The sequence below is a fragment of the Curvibacter fontanus genome, assembly GCF_054780335.1.
In genome coordinates this window covers 135,725-150,887 of sequence record NZ_BAAGWN010000016.1, presented here as the reverse complement: position 1 = coordinate 150,887, position 15,163 = coordinate 135,725, and the positions used below count along the sequence as shown (strand labels likewise).

The following is a 15,163-nucleotide window of genomic DNA, read 5'->3' as shown; positions in this document are numbered from 1 at the left end:
TGGATGCCCAGACATCGGACTCAGAACAGAGGCAAGGTATTTGCTCCTGAATTGATAGCTTCAGATTCAGACTTGTTCTTGTCTTCCGCCTGCTGCGCCGCAGCATCTTCGGCGCCGATCCGGCGCAGCGAGCCCACGCGCACGCCCAGCAGGCGCAGGCGACGGCTCAGGTCCACGCGCTTGAGACACAGGCCTGCGGCCTGGCGTATGGTTCTGGCATCCGCCGTGTAGTGCTCCAGGGTCTGGTCGCGCGTGACGCTCCTGAAGTCGTCGTAACGCAGCTTGATGCCGATGGTCTTGCCCACATAGCCCTTGCGCTGCAGGTCGGCGGCCACGCGCTCGCACAGGGCGGTGAAGATGGCGCCGAGTTCCGCCCTGTCGCGCACGGCATGCAGATCGCGCTCGAAAGTGGTCTCGCGGCTCAGCGACACCGGTTCGCTCTCGGTCACCACCGGGCGTCCGTCGCGCCCCCAGGCCGCCTCATGCAGCCAGGCGCCGTAGCTTTTGCCGAAGTGCCCGATCAGCCCCTCGCGCTCGCGCGCGGCGAGTTCACCGATGGTGTGGATGCCCTGGGCCTGCAGCTTCTCGTCGGTCTTGGGGCCCACGCCGTTGATCTTGCGGCAGGGCAAGGGCCAGATCAACGCCTGCAGATCGTCGGGCATGACGATGGAGATGCCCCTGGGTTTGTCGAACTCGCTGGCCATCTTGGCGATCAGCTTGTTGGGCGCCACGCCGATGGAGCAGGTCAGGCCCGTGGCGTCGAAGATGCTTTTCTGGATCAGACGCGCCAGGCTGCGGCCGCCGTCGCGCTGGCCGCCCGGCACCTCGGTGAAATCGATGTACTGGCCGTATGCGAAAGCTCTAGTTCGTATCCATTGAATTTTTTCTGTTTCCAGAGTCGAATTTGGACCAAATCCTCACCAATGGTACTCATTACCTTGTTTTTTTGTATTGCAATAGACGTTTTTCAGTGATTTTTGCCAGTTGGAATACATCGCTATATCTCGCCTAGTCCCCTTCAACGGAGGCTCCAATAGGCGACAGCAATTGAACGACGTCGACTCCCAGGGCAACCGCGATTTTTTCAATGTTGTCGATAGACACATTCCGCTCGGCTCTTTCAATGCCCCCAATATAAGTGCGGTGAAGGCCTGCAGCCTCGGCCAATTTCTCTTGGGAAATTCCGATCTTTAGTCGAAGCTCACGCATCTGTCCAGCAAGACACTCGCGAGCAGACATTCGGGATGTTTTTCTACGGGGCATGTGCCCGATAGCTTCCCTGCATTGACGACTATAAGTCTACAGACTATAAGTATCCTTTTCAGATTCTGGAGTTCCGATGCTGCAGACATTGAGACCAATATCCACAACCGATCTCTCTTTGCTTAGTAGGTTTGCTGAGAGCAGGCCCGTGGAGGAGCTCCTTCCTTCAAAGTTAAGTGAGCCGATCCTGTTGTCCCTCGCGTTGGATCTTCGCCGTGTCGAATTGATGGTGAAACAGGACGCCGAGGCTTCGAGCAGCCTGAGCGTAGCGGTGTATCTCGTTGTGAAGTACCTCATGCTTCTGGCATCTCCAAAAGGAGATCGCAAGATATCGATTCCAGAGGAGTCACTCATTCAGGCCGTACAGATCCTCTCTATTACCGTAGAACGCGAGATCGTGACGCGAATCATCGGGGTGAGTGACCAGAATGGAGACGAATACCTTTTAAGCGCGTTGAGAACGATAAAGGTCTAGTCTGTCTGCGGCTGAAGATTCGCTCAAGAAAAGCCATGGGAGACGTTCCAGTCGATTTTCCTCGTGGGTTTACCGCGCCAACGGTTCCTGGAGCTCAAGCCAAATTCATGGCTCGAAAGATTGATGGTCGATATGTGGTGGGACCGACCGCATCTGAATTGCACGAACGATGGGTCTATTGCGAAGATCTGGCTCAGCAACTGGCGGAGCGAACGCGTCGCAAGCGGGCGGCTGGCCTCGTTTCTAACCTGGACGTCTTCCACCGAGAAACCGAGCATCGTGTTCGCGGTCAAGGTTGGGGCCTCAGCAACGACGAGGTAATCTGGCTGATGAAACGCACGCGCGAACTCGCGGGGCACTCCACCCCATCGTCTCCAGAAGGCTAGTCTCGGACTAACCACCAAGCATCCCGGATACCACCATGCTTGACCGAAAAGTCAAAGGACTGGGCCTGCCGATCCTGTACCTGGACTTCGACGGTGTCCTTCATCCCGAGTATTGCTACTGGCATCCTCGCAAGGGCCCCTACCTCAAAGCTCCTGGCCACAGCCTGTTCGAACATCTCGCTTTACTGGAACGACTGCTCGAACCCCATCCTGAGGTCAGGATTGTGCTCTCCACCACCTGGGTGCAGACCTACCAGTTTTCTGAAACTGCCCGCAAGCTTGGCCCGTCTCTTCGACCACGGGTGATCGGCGCGACGTATCACACCGGCAAGAATGCCGAGTGAGTCGTGCGTGATCATTTGTCCACGATACTAGACAAGTAAACATGGCCTATCGACTTGGCAAGGCTTGCTTTTATTGTTCTGGGATTTTGGTTCTAATAAAAACCAATAAGCCTAAAATTTCATTTATTGGTCTTAAAGAAATCCAATAGCATCAAGTCCTAAATCGATCTATTGATCAACCCATGGCAAAAGATCTCTCTACGCCGGCCGAGCTCGAAGTAACGTTGGGTGAGCAAATCCGTGCTGCTCGATTGCTACGGAACTTATCCCAGGAAGCGCTGGCCCGGGATGCTGGTGTCTCCCGTACAGCGGTGCGCAATCTTGAGGGCGGGAAAGGAGCCACGGTCGAGACTCTGGTGCGGGTCCTAAAGGCCATGGAAAGGACGGATTGGATCTCAATGCTGCAGCCGACGGTCACCATCAGTCCGCTGCAGATGCTGAAATCTATATCGCCCCGCCAGCGGGCTCGTGCATCAAAAGAGCAAGATTGACTGAAGCTCCCCCGGAGAATTCACGGCACGCCCGGTGCCGCAAGTAATGTCAAAGCGGCAATACCATGACCATGTGGTGTCATCTAGTATCTGCATTGAACTTTTCGGCAAGCCACCCAATCTCAGTTCAAGAAATACTTGTGTAATTCATTAAATTAGTGTGGTTCACAGTCGTGGCGGGAATGTCAGTTCAAGGCTGACTGCAGTCACTTGACTTCGGAGCGTCAATGACTGCTGCCATCGACACCAGTCACTGAGCAGCTCGCTGACTGGGTGGCCGCTATCGGGGCCCATGAATTAGCGTTGTTGAACCTTCGCTCCTTGCTAAAGCAGATATTGAATCAGCGCCTACCAGCCCGTTTCGGAGTTGCCGGGACCGTGCTGTGCGGTGCTGCTGTTGCCAACCTCAGTTGCTGTCCCTGCCACTGCACACCATAGCCTAGCCGCTTTGCCATGGCGTAGACGGCCGCGTGGCCGTGCTGGCATACCAGTCGCCGTACGTCGGGCATCTGACCCAAGGCCGTAGCTAGCAGGGTCGTGCCCACGCCCCGACCATGCAGGGCGGCGGCCACTGTGAGGGCAAGTTCCCAACTGCCAAGCCGGCGTGTGGGGGTGAGCTGAAGCACGGCGACCAAGCCTAGGTCTCCCGGAAGCCAAGCCCCCAAGCATCGTTGCCGCTCCCAGGCCAAGCGAGCCACCCAGCGCAGCAGGGCCTCGTCGCTGAGCGTGGCGCCGAAGCGAGAGTACCGGTGCTCGGCCGGGAGGGCCAGCAGGTGCAGGCCCAGCGCACCACGGTGCACGGGCAGCAGCGGCGAGATCTCAAGCCTCGATGGCCACATAAGTCAGCGGGGCCGAGGCGCAGAGCCGGCGTTCGCCGCTACTCGACGACTCAGCCCACATATCTACCTGCACACGGATGGAGCGCCGGCCGGTGCCGATAACGCGGGCCGTGACCTCGACCACATCCCCCACCCTCGCCGAGGCGACGAAGTCCAGCTGTTCGGTGCCCGCCATCACCACGGGTCGACGCACCTGGCGCGTGGCGGCCACGAAACCGGCCTTGGCCATCCAGGCCATGGCGGGACCGCCGTGCAGCACGCCGCGGTGGTTCACATGGCCAGGGAAGACGATCTCAGCCACGGTGGCGCAGGCCATGGCCGTGTTTTCGGCACCGGCCTCATGCCTGGCCTGCGCCACCTCGGCTGCCTCAGCTGCATCGGCGGGCGCCTCGTCAGCCTGGCGCACCATCACGAACTCACCCGAGAGGCAGTGGGTACGTGCACCGCTGAGCAGGTCTTCGGCGATCAGGCGGGTGTCTACGGTGACGGACCGGCGGCCCCGCTGCAGCACCTCGGCGCGGCACTCCACCAGATGGCCCGCAGGCGCTGGTGCGGCAAAGTCCAGCCGGCTCACCGCGGCCGTGACCACGGAACCACGCAGCACCTTGCTGCCCACGATGAAGGCCATGCGGTCGAGCATGGACAGGGCCGCACCGCCGAACAGGGTGCCGTGGTGGTTGGATTGATCGGGCCAGACCATGTCGACCACGACCAGGGACATGTTGGGGGTGTCCGCGGGCGCGGACGTTTCGGGCTCAACGAGTACAGACAAGGTGCTTCCTCCGGTTAAGAAGGCGGGAGCACGGCAAAACCAGGCGCAACGCACGCGGACACGGCCACACGCGCTGACCCGAAGACGCAGGCGCGCGGAAGACGAAGGCAGGACGAAGCACCACCGATCTTGCTCGAGGACACCCCGCCCCATGCACAATCACATCGCCCCGTGGCAGGTCTCCTGGCTCTCGGGTCGTCGTCCGCTGCGGCCTTCCCGGCATATAGCCAGTGGTTGTCAGGCAGCGGACTCGCCGATCACAGTTGCGGGGGCAGCCACAGCTTGGATGGCGTGTCCATCCCTCTGTCGTTCCCTTTTCATTCCTGCTGTTGGGCAGGAAACCGCGAGGCGAGTTCAGTATACGTCCTAGGCTGCGACGGTGGCGCGCAGCTGACGCGCCGCGCCCACCATATGCGTCAGCGCTGGCAACACCTCGGACCACTGCCGGGTCTTGAGGCCACAGTCCGGGTTCACCCAGAGGCGTTCGGCCGGAATGCGCTCGGCGGCCTTGCGCATCAGCTGCACCATGTGTTCCTGCGTCGGGATGTTGGGTGAGTGGATGTCGTAGACGCCGGGGCCGATCTCGTTCGGGTACTTGAAGTGGTCGAAGGCATCTAGCAGCTCCATGTCCGAACGTGAGGTCTCGATGGTGATGACATCGGCATCCATGTCGGCGATCGAGGCAATGATGTCGTTGAACTCCGAATAGCACATATGGGTGTGGATCTGCGTCTCGTCACGCACGCCGTTGGCCGTGATTCGGAAGGACTCCACCGCCCAGTCCAGATAGACCTTCCATTGAGAACGACGCAGCGGCAGGCCTTCGCGCAGCGCGGCCTCGTCGATCTGGATCACTTGCACGCCGGCCCGCTCCAGGTCCAGCACCTCCTCGCGGATAGCCAGCGCCAGCTGTTTGCAGGACAGCGCACGCGGCTGGTCGTCACGCACAAAGGACCAGTTGAGGATGGTCACCGGGCCCGTGAGCATGCCTTTCATGGGCTTGGCCGTGAGCGATTGCGCGTAGCGTATCCACTCCACCGTCATCGCCTTGGGGCGGCTGATGTCACCGAAGAGGATGGGCGGCTTCACGCAACGCGAACCATAGGACTGCACCCAGCCGAACTGGCTGAAGGCATAGCCCTCAAGCTGCTCACCAAAGTACTCCACCATGTCGTTGCGCTCGGCCTCGCCGTGCACCAGCACGTCCAGGCCCAGGGCCTCCTGCTCGCGCACGCTGCGTTCAATCTCCTTTTTCATCGCAGCCTGGTAGCCGGTCTCGTCCAGGCGGCCGGCCTTGAACTCGCTGCGTGCATGGCGGATCTCGGCCGTCTGCGGGAAGGAGCCGATGGTGGTGGTCGGGTAGACAGGCAGTTGCAGCAGGGCGGCCTGCTTGGGTGCGCGCTGGGCATAGTTGTGTTCACGCTGGCCCAGGCTGTCGCTGATCGTGGCCACGGCGGCCTGCACAGCCGGGTTGTGCACACGCGGTGAAGTGCGCCGTGCAACCAGCGCGGCCTGGTTGGTGGTAAGCGCGTCTTGCACCGCAGCGCGCCCCTCACGCAGGGCGGTGCCCAGCACCTGCAGCTCATCGAGCTTCTGCAAGGCAAAGGCCAGCCAGGATTTCACCTCGGCATCGAGCTTCTGTTCATTGTCCAGGTCTACCGGTACATGCAGCAGCGAACACGTGGGGGCGATCCACAGGCGGTCACCCAGGCGTGCGCTGAGCGGCTCCAGCCAGTCGAGCACCGCGTTCAGATCGGTCTTCCAGATATTGCGGCCGCTGATCACCCCCAGCGACAGCACCTTGTGCGCCGGCAACAGATTCAGCACGGGCAGCACGTCGTCACGGCCCTGGACCGCATCGATGTGCAAGCCGGCCACGGGCAGGTTGGCAGCCAGATAGCCATTCTCCAGCAGGGGACCGAAGTAGGTCGCCAACAGCAGCTGGACCTTGCAGCTCTTGAGCTGGTGGTAGGCGGTGTTGTAGGCGTGTTGCCAGTCAGCATCGAGCTCGGTCACGAGCAGGGGCTCGTCGATCTGCACCCAGGTCACGCCCTGCGCGGCCAGGGTCTCCAGCAGTTGGGCATAGACGTCGAGCAGGCGAGGCAGCAGGGCCAGCTTGTCGGAATCATCCTTGGCTTTTCCGATGGCGAGGTAAGTGACGGGCCCGACGATGACCGGCTTGACCTTCACACCCTGGGCCTTGGCTTCGGCCAGCTGTGCCAGCAGGCGCGAGGCATCGAGCTTGAATTCGGTGGCGGCCGTGAACTCCGGCACGATGTAGTGGTAGTTGGTGTCGAACCACTTGGTCATCTCGCCCGCGGCCACACCAACGCAGCAGGCACTGTGCTCGTCGGTCCCGACGGCAGAACGGCCCCGTGCGATGCGGAAGTAGTTGTCCAGGGCTTCGCCGTGGAAACCCCGCACGCGCTCGGGCAGATTGCCCAGCGTAAAGCTCATGTCCAGCACCTGGTCGTAGAAAGAGAAGTCGCCCACGGGCACCAGGTCCAGCCCGGCCTGCTGCTGCCAGTGGCGCTGGCGCAGCTGGGCGCCCGTGGCCTGCAGGGTTGCGCGCGAGGACTCGCCTTTCCAATAGGACTCCAGGGCGAATTTGAGTTCACGCTTGGCGCCGATACGGGGGAAGCCTAGGTTGTGGATCAGGGCCATGTTGTTGTTGCCTATCGTGTGTGTGATGTCGAAGCTCGGCATCCTAGGCAAGCAGACCCATTACGTAAAATGGTTTTATTTCAATCATCCATGAGATTGGCTCATATATGCTGGAACGCATCCATCTGGCCATCGTGCAGGAAGTCGCCAAACAGGGTTCGTTGACGGCCGCCGCCGACACCCTGTGCCTGACCCAGTCAGCCCTGAGCCATTCAGTGAAAAAGCTGGAGTCGCTGCTGGGCACGGCCATCTGGCTGCGCGAAGGGCGCCAGCTCATCCCCACTCAGGCGGGTGAGTACCTGCTGGCGGTGGCGAACCGTGTGCTGCCGCAATTGGACCAGGCCGAAGAACGCCTGCGGCAATACGCCGAGGGTGAACGCGGCACGCTGCGCATCGGCATGGAATGCCACCCCTGCTACCAGTGGCTGCTCAATCTCGTGGCCCCCTACCTCACGCGTTGGCCCGATGTGGACGTAGACGTGAAGCAGAAATTCCAGTTCGGCGGCATCGGCGCGCTGTTCGGTTTTGAGATTGACCTGCTGGTCACGCCCGACCCCCTGTTTAAACCCGGGTTGCGCTTCGAACCCGTGTTCGACTACGAACAGGTGCTGGTCGTCCCGCGCAGCCACACGCTGGCCGGGGCGACCCATGTGCTGCCAAAACAGCTGGCGCAGGAGATCCTCATCACCTACCCCGTGGCACCCGAGCGGCTGGACGTGTTCAACCAGTTCCTTACGCCCGCAGGCATCGCGCCGCGCCAGCACCGAACCATCGAGACCACCGACATCCTGCTGCAGATGGTGGCCAGCGGCCGTGGTGTCACGGCACTGCCGCGCTGGCTAATCGAGGAGTACGCCGAACGCATGGACATCGTGCCCGTGCGCCTGGGCCGGCACGGCCTCAAGAAACAGATTTTCCTGGGCCTGCGTGAATCGGATGGCGATGTGGATTACCTGCAGGCCTTTGTGGAGCTGGCGAGGGGCTGAGGCTAGGGCCTGGAAATTCCTGAATCTCTGGTATTCCAAAGGTAATAACAAGGCTGGGAAACCCGTCGGCACATGGTGTCCACTCTGCGCTTTCCACGCTACCGTCCGCACCTGGCCGGATCAGTGTCTACCCGGGGCGTGCCACAAGCTGACTCTGACCAGCCGTTCTAGCCCGCTTGTAAACCAAGATCGTAGTCCGCCGGCGGTTCTCGGCGCATCCTACGTGCCCCTCAACTCGATGGGAGACCATCATGGAAACAGTAGGTAACACCACACATCGCGAGCCGTGGAACAAGGGCAAGATCGTAGGGCAGAAGGCGCCGTTCAAGCCCAAGGACATCTGGGCACTCCGCGTCCGCCTTCAGATGGAAGGACGCATACGAGAACTTGCGCTCCTCAATCTGGGCATCGACAGCAAGTTACGTGGATGCGATCTCGTCGCGCTCAAAGTCCGGGACGTCTGCCATGGCGACCAGGTGGCAACCCGCGCCATCGTCATGCAGCACAAAACTCAGCGTCCGGTTCAGTTCGAGATCACCGCAACCACTCGAGATACCCTGCAGGCGTGGATCAAGTACGCTGGGCTGAAACCGGACAATTTCCTGTTTCCCAGCCGACTTCACGAGTCGCCCCATCTCGGAACCCGGCAGTACGCGCGGATTCTCGGGCACTGGGTTGACGAACTAGGGCTTGACCGTGCCGACTATGGAACGCATTCGATGCGCAGGACCAAGGCGACGCTGATCTACCGGCGAACCAAGAACCTTCGCGCCGTGCAGTTGCTTCTCGGGCACGCCAAGCTGGAGTCGACGGTGCGGTACCTAGGCATTGAAGTTGACGACGCCCTCGAAATCTCTGAGCAAACGGAGATCTGAGGGGTGGGTGGTGTCCACCCGGACAAACAGGCCGGGTTGGGCATCCTGCTTTTCAGCTATGGATCTCCACGCAGAGATGGCGTTAGCGACCAAGTAGCAGCCGCTCAGCATTAGTTACCGACCGGCGGCTATCGCTGCAATCTGGCCCTTGACCTGTGGGTTGTTGGGGTGCAGCAACTAAGGCAAATGAACACCAGAGGCCGTTAGCGCCGATGGCGCTCAACCAAGCTCGGAGCCAAAGTCTGTCGTTCCATGCCGCATTTGGAGAATATCCCCCTAGGCTGAAGATTGAAGGCCAGTTGTTGCTAGATCACGACCAGGTAGCTGGCCTGATACCCAGGATTCTCCAATTGAAGCGACTCGCGCCCTGAGAGCCTGCAGCGGGGACTCAGCGAATAGCCAGCCGGGTTCGAGACCACCCTGCATCGCCCCACCTGATAGTCGAAACTGTCATGAGCATGCCCATGGATCCAGAGATCCGTCCGATACATCAGCTCCGATAGGTCGGAGGCAAAAGCGGGTGTCAATGGATGGCCAACGTACTTGCGGTGCACGCTCAGGCGATGGGGTGCATGATGGCTGATCACCACCGTCTTGCCGATGAACTCACGCCGTAGCTCGCCTTCCAGCCATGTACGGGATGCCAGGTGATCAGCCAGCATCAGGGCCGGCGTGATCCGCCCCGTGGAGGCCTCGGCTGACCGGGTGTGAATCTCAAAGAAGTCCTTCAGATAAGTCCCCGCCAACTCCATGGCGCTGGGTGCTGGACGCGCCCTATCGACGGCGAAGTCGGTCCAGAGGGTCGTCCCAAGAAAGCGGACACCGCCGATAACGCAGGCGTCGTTGTCCAGGACCTGGATGAGCGTGCCGGCAGTCGCCTCCCGCAAACTCGCCCGGACATCTTCCCAGGTCTGTCCATAGAACTCATGGTTTCCCGCGACATAGAGTACGGGGACAGGCCAGTTTCGGAAATGCCGGATGGCCTCAACCCCGGTATGGATGTCCCCTGCCAAGATCAGTAGCTCAGCGTCCGGGTGGGGGTCGACCAGGAGCTCTACCCTCAGATCCTCAGGCAGAAGTTCCAAATGCAGGTCAGAGGCGACTTGGATTCTCAAGCGTGTTCAACCAATGTAAGGATTGGTACTCCAGCCCTATCTCCCAATATAAGAGCTTCATGCATGTGCCAGCTGCACTGTGCTTTCCGGGTTAACAAGGTCATTCTCACCTAAAGAGGGGCTTGATGCTCGACGTGTTCTTGCTCCGGAGCTCCGCCTCACCAATTCTGTAGTGCAGCCGAGGAGTGTGCATTGTGTCGCACGCAGTAGCAAATGCCATCCTGCACTCTTTAAGATGGGGCACTCGATAGCACTCAGAGAATGAAATGGCCAACTTTTCCAGCCAGCTTAAGGCAGAGATCTCCCGTATTGCCCGTAAAGAGATCCGCGCCGAAACCCAAGCCTTGAAGAAGGCATCAGCCCAGTACCGCACTGATATTGCGGCACTCAGGCGGCGTATTGCCGAGCAGGATCGCGTGATCGCCAGGCTGCGTAAAGGTAAGCCGCCTCTTGCAGTGGGGCTAAGTCATGTCTGCGGCCGTATCGCTCATAGATGATGGAAATAAGCGGTATTGAGCTTGTAAGTGTGGAGCCTTCCCACCTTGGGACCACGCAGCACAAACCCCGCCTTGAGCAACGTCTGCATGCCGTTTGTGACTGTAGCGATGGTCAGGCCCAGTTCATCAGCAAGCTGGCTGAGATTCAGAGGCTGTCCAGAAATGGGCAGGAGACCGACCAATTTCCAGAGAAGCAACGCAGTGGCTTGAGTCAGGCCCGGCTGCTTTGCCAAACTGGCAATGGCACGTTCTGTCAGGACGATTGCGCGTGATGCGGGCGCCATACTTATAATTAATTTTATTAATATAATTTATTATATACATTTTGGAAGGCGCATGGATATTGCGCTGACAAGGCACCTCAACATCCATGACCGCTAAAAATCCAAGACAAATGTCGAAATTTCGCTCGCCCACAATCCACCGGCAGAAATCACTGCGCTAGCGTCGGCTGTGATGGCAATGTCGGTTCAAGGCTGAGTGCCGTCACTTGATTTAGAAGGGCCAATGACCGGTGTTACCGGCGCCGGTGACTAGGTGGCTCTCGGCCTGGCCGGCCGGATCAGAACGCGAAGCGGCCGTTCAGGAGGACAATAACCGCAAGTGATCGAGGCTAGCTCACTCATTTCATAGGTCTTTTTAATGCCACCTTCAGTCCATCCCAATGTGAACAAGCGCAGGAGTCGTCGTCTACGCAAGAAGCTGCGCATCGCTGAGTTTCAGCAACTCGGCTTTGACTACTCTATTGTCTGGTCGCAGCTTCCGACTGTCAGCCAGCAAGACCGCTTCATCAACGGATTCTTGGAGGAAATTATCGTGGCAAGAGACTTACTACTCGGTGGCGGCTGCACAGAAGGTGCGATTGTCGGTGCTGTTCAAAATCCGACTGAGCTTGATCGCGACGCAGTTCTGTCCTGGTTGCGAGCTATCCCGGGTGTTGTTAAGGTCCATGTTGGTCCATTGGTAGACGCTTGGCATGGTGATTATTGACTCGCAGATACATGCCCTTCCGTGAAAGCAAACATTAGCCGCCGGTTAAAAATGGTCTCTCGGTTTCTCGAGTCGGTTGACCACTTCGGGCTGATTGCGATCAGTGGGTTGTCCGTTGCGAAAGAACGCAATCAGCCTTGAACTGACATTGCCACCACTACCGACTGGTGTGCAGCGATTGCCGTCGGTCGCGGCCGTGCCGACAAGTCACGGTTTCTTCCCTGCAGCAGTCATTCGGGTGCACGAGCCCTGGCCGATCCGACGGCCGGTTTCATAGGAAGAGCCGACACCGACCGTATGCTGCATCGCAACGTCATCGTGAACGACTACTGCCCCGATTTCCAACCGGCACTCTCGACCCGAAGCGGCTACTCCCCCGTCCAAGAGACCGGTCGCTCACTGGTGACGATCACCCAACGACATTCAGCCGATCATTGCACTCGCCGGTGCTTCCACTGCGTTTGCCCGCATCGCGAGTCACTCCTCTGCTGATGGCTGAATGCGCTTATATGTCTTGCCCTGGAGGACGCGCTGGACCTGCTCGAGGTTCCTTGCGCCCACCGATTCGAATATTTGCTGGGGCGATCGCCCTTTAGTGGCTAGGTTACGGATGGCGTGTTGAATTCCGCCGAAATCTGACCCACTTAGGACAGTGATTTCCATCCAAAGTTGACCCACGTAGGCCCTACCCTGCTAGTTTTAAATGCAGGGGGAAATTAGGAGTGATAGACGTGGCGACATTGAATGTCATCAGACGTTGGGCACTGCGAGAACAGATGTCCATCCGCGAGATCTCCAGGCGTACAGGCCTGGCTCGCAACACGGTGAAGAAGTACCTGCGGTCCGACGAGACCGAGCCCACATACGCAAAGCGGGTCAGCCCAAGCAAGCTCGATCCCTACGCCGAGAAGCTGACCACCTGGCTAGGAATCGAGGCAACAAAATCGCGGAAACAGCGGCGCAATCTGAAGCAGATCTACACATCAACGGCTTGTGTGCAGTGGGAAGCGGTCATAGTACAAACACGACTGGATGACGGCACCCAGCTCTTGGCCGGCAGCGCTATTTCATACTACCAAGCCACACCGCATGCGAGCGCTATATGGCAGTTTGCGACTTCACGAGAGAAATCACGAACCTGAGGCAGACTGCATGAAATCCAAGTACGTGCCTACGACTAAAGCTGGAATATCCTATTTGGAGCTAATGTCAGATGGGACATGGCCCAACGCCTTGGACAAAACCTTGGCTTCCTGCAACAGTAGCAAGCCATAAGCCTCGATCTGTGCTGCATGCAACCTGGCACTGGGACCGAATACGCCAATTGACCCCGCCACCCTGCCTGCGCCATTGAAAAACGGGGCGGCCACTGCGACCGCACCCTCAATTAATTCATCCTTGCTGATGGCGTAACCACGCTTGCGAATTTGCGCGAGTTCAGCGGGATACCGCGTCAGATCAATCGGGGAACCGGTTGCATAGCTCTTCAATTCGCTCGCATCGTTCACCGCATAAGCCAGGATGGCTCGCCCACTGGCGCCCAACAGGATGCGTTCTTGATAGCCTGCTCCTCGTTTGAAACTCAAGGGTTGGGCGCTTGGCAGTTCAGCAATGCAAAGACGATAGGCCCCCTGCGGAACAAACAAGGCCACCGTCTCTCCAGTCTGTTCCCAGATTCGGCGCATGACGGGCTGTGCCAGCGCGCTGATGTCCAGACTGGACGTCCACACATGTGCCAGATGAGCTACGGACGGACCCAGTCGGAATTTTTGCGGTTCTCCGACCGATATCACAAAGCCGCTCTGCTCCAGCGTGTGCAGCAGGCGATATAGCGTGGGCCGACTCAGATCGACGCGCTTGAGCAGTTCAGCGACTGAGAGTTCGTAATCGGTGGCGGTAAACGCCATGAGGATGTCCAGCGCGCGGTCCACCGCACGGACGCTGTCGCTCATTTTTTCAGTCTGGGCCAATCCACTTTCCTTCGAATGACGGGCAGAGGCCGCATCGTATCCCGGGCAGAACCAGGCAACGGCGGTGGCTGGAGGTTTTCTTGAGAAAGCGTTTGACATAGCTCAAATAGTCCGTACAATGGACACTGTTCTTATCTGATGGACATCAAAGGATCGGCATTTTTTACGGAAATGCCGGCTTTCACAACCGAAGGAGACCGCACTCATGAACAAGGAAATGTCTGAAACGCTTACCCGTGTCGGCCCCGGCACCCCCATGGGCAACCTGATGCGCCGCTACTGGGTCCCTGCCCTGCAATCGAGCGAGATTGCCGATCCCGACGGCCCCCAGGTGCGTGTCCAGCTGCTGGGCGAGAAACTGCTGGCTTTCCGCGACAGCGATGGCAAGGCCCGTCTGATCGACGAGTTCTGCTCACACCGCGGCGTCTCGCTGTATTTCGGCCGCAATGAGGAAAACGGCATTCGCTGCGCCTACCATGGCGTCAAGTTCGACGGCGATGGCAAGTGTGTGGACGTGCCGTCGTCGCCACAAGCCTGCGAGCGCATGCACATCAAGGCCTATCCCTGCATCGAGCGCGGCGGCATCGTCTGGACCTACATGGGCCCGGCCGACAAGCAGCCGGCACCGCCGGAACTCGAATGGTGCACGCTGCCTGCAGACCATGTGTTCGTCTCCAAGCGGCTGCAATATTCGAATTACCTGCAGGCGATGGAGGGCGGCATCGACACCGCGCACGTCTCGTACGTGCACAGCTTCGAAGTGGATTCGGACCCGATGCACCAGGGCGTCAAGGCGCTTGACTACATCAAGGCCGATGGCAATGTGGTGTTCGAGATCGAAAAGACGCCTTTCGGCTTGAGCCTGTTCGGCCGCCGCAACGGCGAGCCTGACTCGTATTACTGGCGTGTCACGCAGTGGCTGTTCCCGTGGTTCACGCTGATTGCCCCTTTTGGCGGGCATGCGCTGGGCGGTCATGTCTGGGTGCCGATCGACGATCACAGCTGCTGGGCCTGGAGCATCAACTGGCAACCCGGCCGGCCCCTGTCAGCAGAGGAGCGTTCGGCAATGGAGGCCGGCAAGGGCATCCACGTGGAGTACGAGGCACCGGGCAGCTTCATCCCCAAAGCCAACAGCGACAACGATTACATGATGGACCGTGTCGCCCAGAAGGAAAAGCGCGCCTACAGCGGTATCTTCGGCTTCGCTGCGCAGGACTACTCGCTGCAGGAAAGCATGGGGACGATCCAGAACCACGAGGCCGAGCACCTGCTGCCGACCGACAAGGCGATCGTCATGGCACGGCGCATGCTGCAAGAAGCGGCGCTCGGCCTAGAAGAAGGTCAGAATCCGCCGGCGCTGGACGCAAGCCAGCAGCGGGTGCGTCCGGCCGGCGTGCTACTGCCCAAGGGGCAAGACCCAGTCGAATGGGCGCGAGAGAACCTTGCCGACGGAATCAGCAAGCCGGTTTTCAGCCTCTGATGCCGACCGAACCTCA

15 protein-coding genes, 2 pseudogenes and 1 riboswitch are annotated in these 15,163 nt (G+C 59.4%); of the genes and pseudogenes, 9 read left to right on the top strand and 8 right to left on the bottom strand.

Annotation, left to right across the window (positions count from 1 at the left end; translation table 11 throughout):
- Nucleotides 1-20: 20 nt before the first annotated feature.
- Together ACYVH8_RS11750 and ACYVH8_RS11745 are read right to left on the bottom strand one after the other, a co-directional pair.
- Nucleotides 21-842: pseudogene (locus ACYVH8_RS11750) on the bottom strand (Y-family DNA polymerase); the annotation flags it as partial.
- Between the two features lie 166 nt (nt 843-1,008).
- A complete protein-coding gene (locus ACYVH8_RS11745) occupies nt 1,009-1,209 on the bottom strand; it encodes a helix-turn-helix domain-containing protein (RefSeq protein WP_460489178.1) in 201 nt (66 codons plus the stop codon).
- A 130-nt stretch (nt 1,210-1,339) separates the two neighbouring features.
- On the opposite strand from ACYVH8_RS11745, the gene ACYVH8_RS11740 reads away from it, so the two are divergent.
- The 3 genes from ACYVH8_RS11740 (at nt 1,340) to ACYVH8_RS11730 (ending at nt 2,959) form a co-directional block, all read left to right on the top strand.
- Nucleotides 1,340-1,738: a hypothetical protein gene (locus tag ACYVH8_RS11740; protein WP_174252885.1), complete on the top strand. Its 399-nt coding sequence runs from the start codon at nt 1,340-1,342 to the stop codon at nt 1,736-1,738.
- A 421-nt stretch (nt 1,739-2,159) separates the two neighbouring features.
- Nucleotides 2,160-2,468 (top strand): HAD domain-containing protein, encoded by a 309-nt coding sequence (locus ACYVH8_RS11735; RefSeq protein WP_174252886.1) that lies wholly within the window; start codon nt 2,160-2,162, stop codon nt 2,466-2,468.
- 182 nt (nt 2,469-2,650) lie between these two features.
- Complete coding sequence (locus ACYVH8_RS11730; protein ID WP_174252887.1) at nt 2,651-2,959, top strand: helix-turn-helix transcriptional regulator; 309 nt, start codon at nt 2,651-2,653, stop codon at nt 2,957-2,959.
- Between the two features lie 341 nt (nt 2,960-3,300).
- Here ACYVH8_RS11730 and ACYVH8_RS11725 read toward each other — a convergent pair whose 3' ends face one another.
- From ACYVH8_RS11725 to metE, 3 genes are all read right to left on the bottom strand, one after another.
- The gene (locus ACYVH8_RS11725; RefSeq protein ID WP_371733847.1) at nt 3,301-3,798 is read right to left on the bottom strand and encodes a GNAT family N-acetyltransferase; all 498 of its coding nucleotides are present in this window, start codon (nt 3,796-3,798) and stop codon (nt 3,301-3,303) included.
- Complete coding sequence (locus ACYVH8_RS11720) at nt 3,779-4,570, bottom strand: acyl-CoA thioesterase (protein ID WP_254606957.1); 792 nt, start codon at nt 4,568-4,570, stop codon at nt 3,779-3,781. Before ACYVH8_RS11720 ends, ACYVH8_RS11725 begins: the two co-directional genes overlap by 20 nt.
- 156 nt (nt 4,571-4,726) lie before the next feature.
- A riboswitch (cobalamin riboswitch) is annotated at nt 4,727-4,931 on the bottom strand.
- A gap of 5 nt (nt 4,932-4,936) precedes the next feature.
- A complete protein-coding gene (metE, locus tag ACYVH8_RS11715) occupies nt 4,937-7,234 on the bottom strand; it encodes a 5-methyltetrahydropteroyltriglutamate--homocysteine S-methyltransferase (protein ID WP_174251194.1) in 2,298 nt (765 codons plus the stop codon).
- Nucleotides 7,235-7,341: 107 nt separating this feature from the next.
- Between metE and ACYVH8_RS11710 the strand changes: the two genes are divergently transcribed.
- Nucleotides 7,342-8,220 (top strand): LysR family transcriptional regulator, encoded by an 879-nt coding sequence (locus ACYVH8_RS11710; RefSeq protein ID WP_174251195.1) that lies wholly within the window; start codon nt 7,342-7,344, stop codon nt 8,218-8,220.
- Between the two features lie 251 nt (nt 8,221-8,471).
- Nucleotides 8,472-9,095 carry a tyrosine-type recombinase/integrase gene (locus tag ACYVH8_RS11705; RefSeq protein WP_174251196.1) on the top strand — a complete coding sequence of 208 codons (624 nt, stop codon included), beginning with the start codon at nt 8,472-8,474 and terminating at the stop codon, nt 9,093-9,095.
- A 305-nt stretch (nt 9,096-9,400) separates the two neighbouring features.
- Here the strand turns inward: ACYVH8_RS11705 and ACYVH8_RS11700 are convergent, their stop codons facing one another.
- The gene (locus ACYVH8_RS11700; RefSeq protein WP_460488993.1) at nt 9,401-10,210 is read right to left on the bottom strand and encodes a metallophosphoesterase; all 810 of its coding nucleotides are present in this window, start codon (nt 10,208-10,210) and stop codon (nt 9,401-9,403) included.
- 266 nt (nt 10,211-10,476) lie between these two features.
- Here ACYVH8_RS11700 and ACYVH8_RS11695 point away from each other — a divergent pair, with 266 nt between their 5' ends.
- Nucleotides 10,477-10,707, top strand: coding sequence for a hypothetical protein (locus tag ACYVH8_RS11695; protein WP_174252890.1), 231 nt, complete (start codon nt 10,477-10,479; stop codon nt 10,705-10,707).
- Here ACYVH8_RS11695 and ACYVH8_RS11690 read toward each other — a convergent pair.
- A complete protein-coding gene (locus ACYVH8_RS11690) occupies nt 10,698-10,991 on the bottom strand; it encodes a MarR family transcriptional regulator (protein WP_174252891.1) in 294 nt (97 codons plus the stop codon). The two genes, ACYVH8_RS11695 and ACYVH8_RS11690, sit on opposite strands and share 10 nt — an antisense overlap.
- A 382-nt stretch (nt 10,992-11,373) precedes the next feature.
- On the opposite strand from ACYVH8_RS11690, the gene ACYVH8_RS11685 reads away from it, so the two are divergent.
- Both ACYVH8_RS11685 and ACYVH8_RS11680 read left to right on the top strand, forming a co-directional pair.
- Nucleotides 11,374-11,697: a 50S ribosome-binding protein YggL gene (locus tag ACYVH8_RS11685; protein ID WP_174252892.1), complete on the top strand. Its 324-nt coding sequence runs from the start codon at nt 11,374-11,376 to the stop codon at nt 11,695-11,697.
- Nucleotides 11,698-12,419: 722 nt separating this feature from the next.
- Nucleotides 12,420-12,695, top strand: a pseudogene (locus tag ACYVH8_RS11680) (IS21 family transposase); the annotation flags it as partial.
- Between the two features lie 195 nt (nt 12,696-12,890).
- Here the strand turns inward: ACYVH8_RS11680 and ACYVH8_RS11675 are convergent.
- Nucleotides 12,891-13,649 carry an IclR family transcriptional regulator gene (locus ACYVH8_RS11675; protein WP_174254255.1) on the bottom strand — a complete coding sequence of 253 codons (759 nt, stop codon included), beginning with the start codon at nt 13,647-13,649 and terminating at the stop codon, nt 12,891-12,893.
- A gap of 223 nt (nt 13,650-13,872) precedes the next feature.
- On the opposite strand from ACYVH8_RS11675, the gene ACYVH8_RS11670 reads away from it, so the two are divergent.
- Nucleotides 13,873-15,147: an aromatic ring-hydroxylating dioxygenase subunit alpha gene (locus tag ACYVH8_RS11670; protein WP_174252893.1), complete on the top strand. Its 1,275-nt coding sequence runs from the start codon at nt 13,873-13,875 to the stop codon at nt 15,145-15,147.
- Nucleotides 15,148-15,163: the final 16 nt, after the last annotated feature.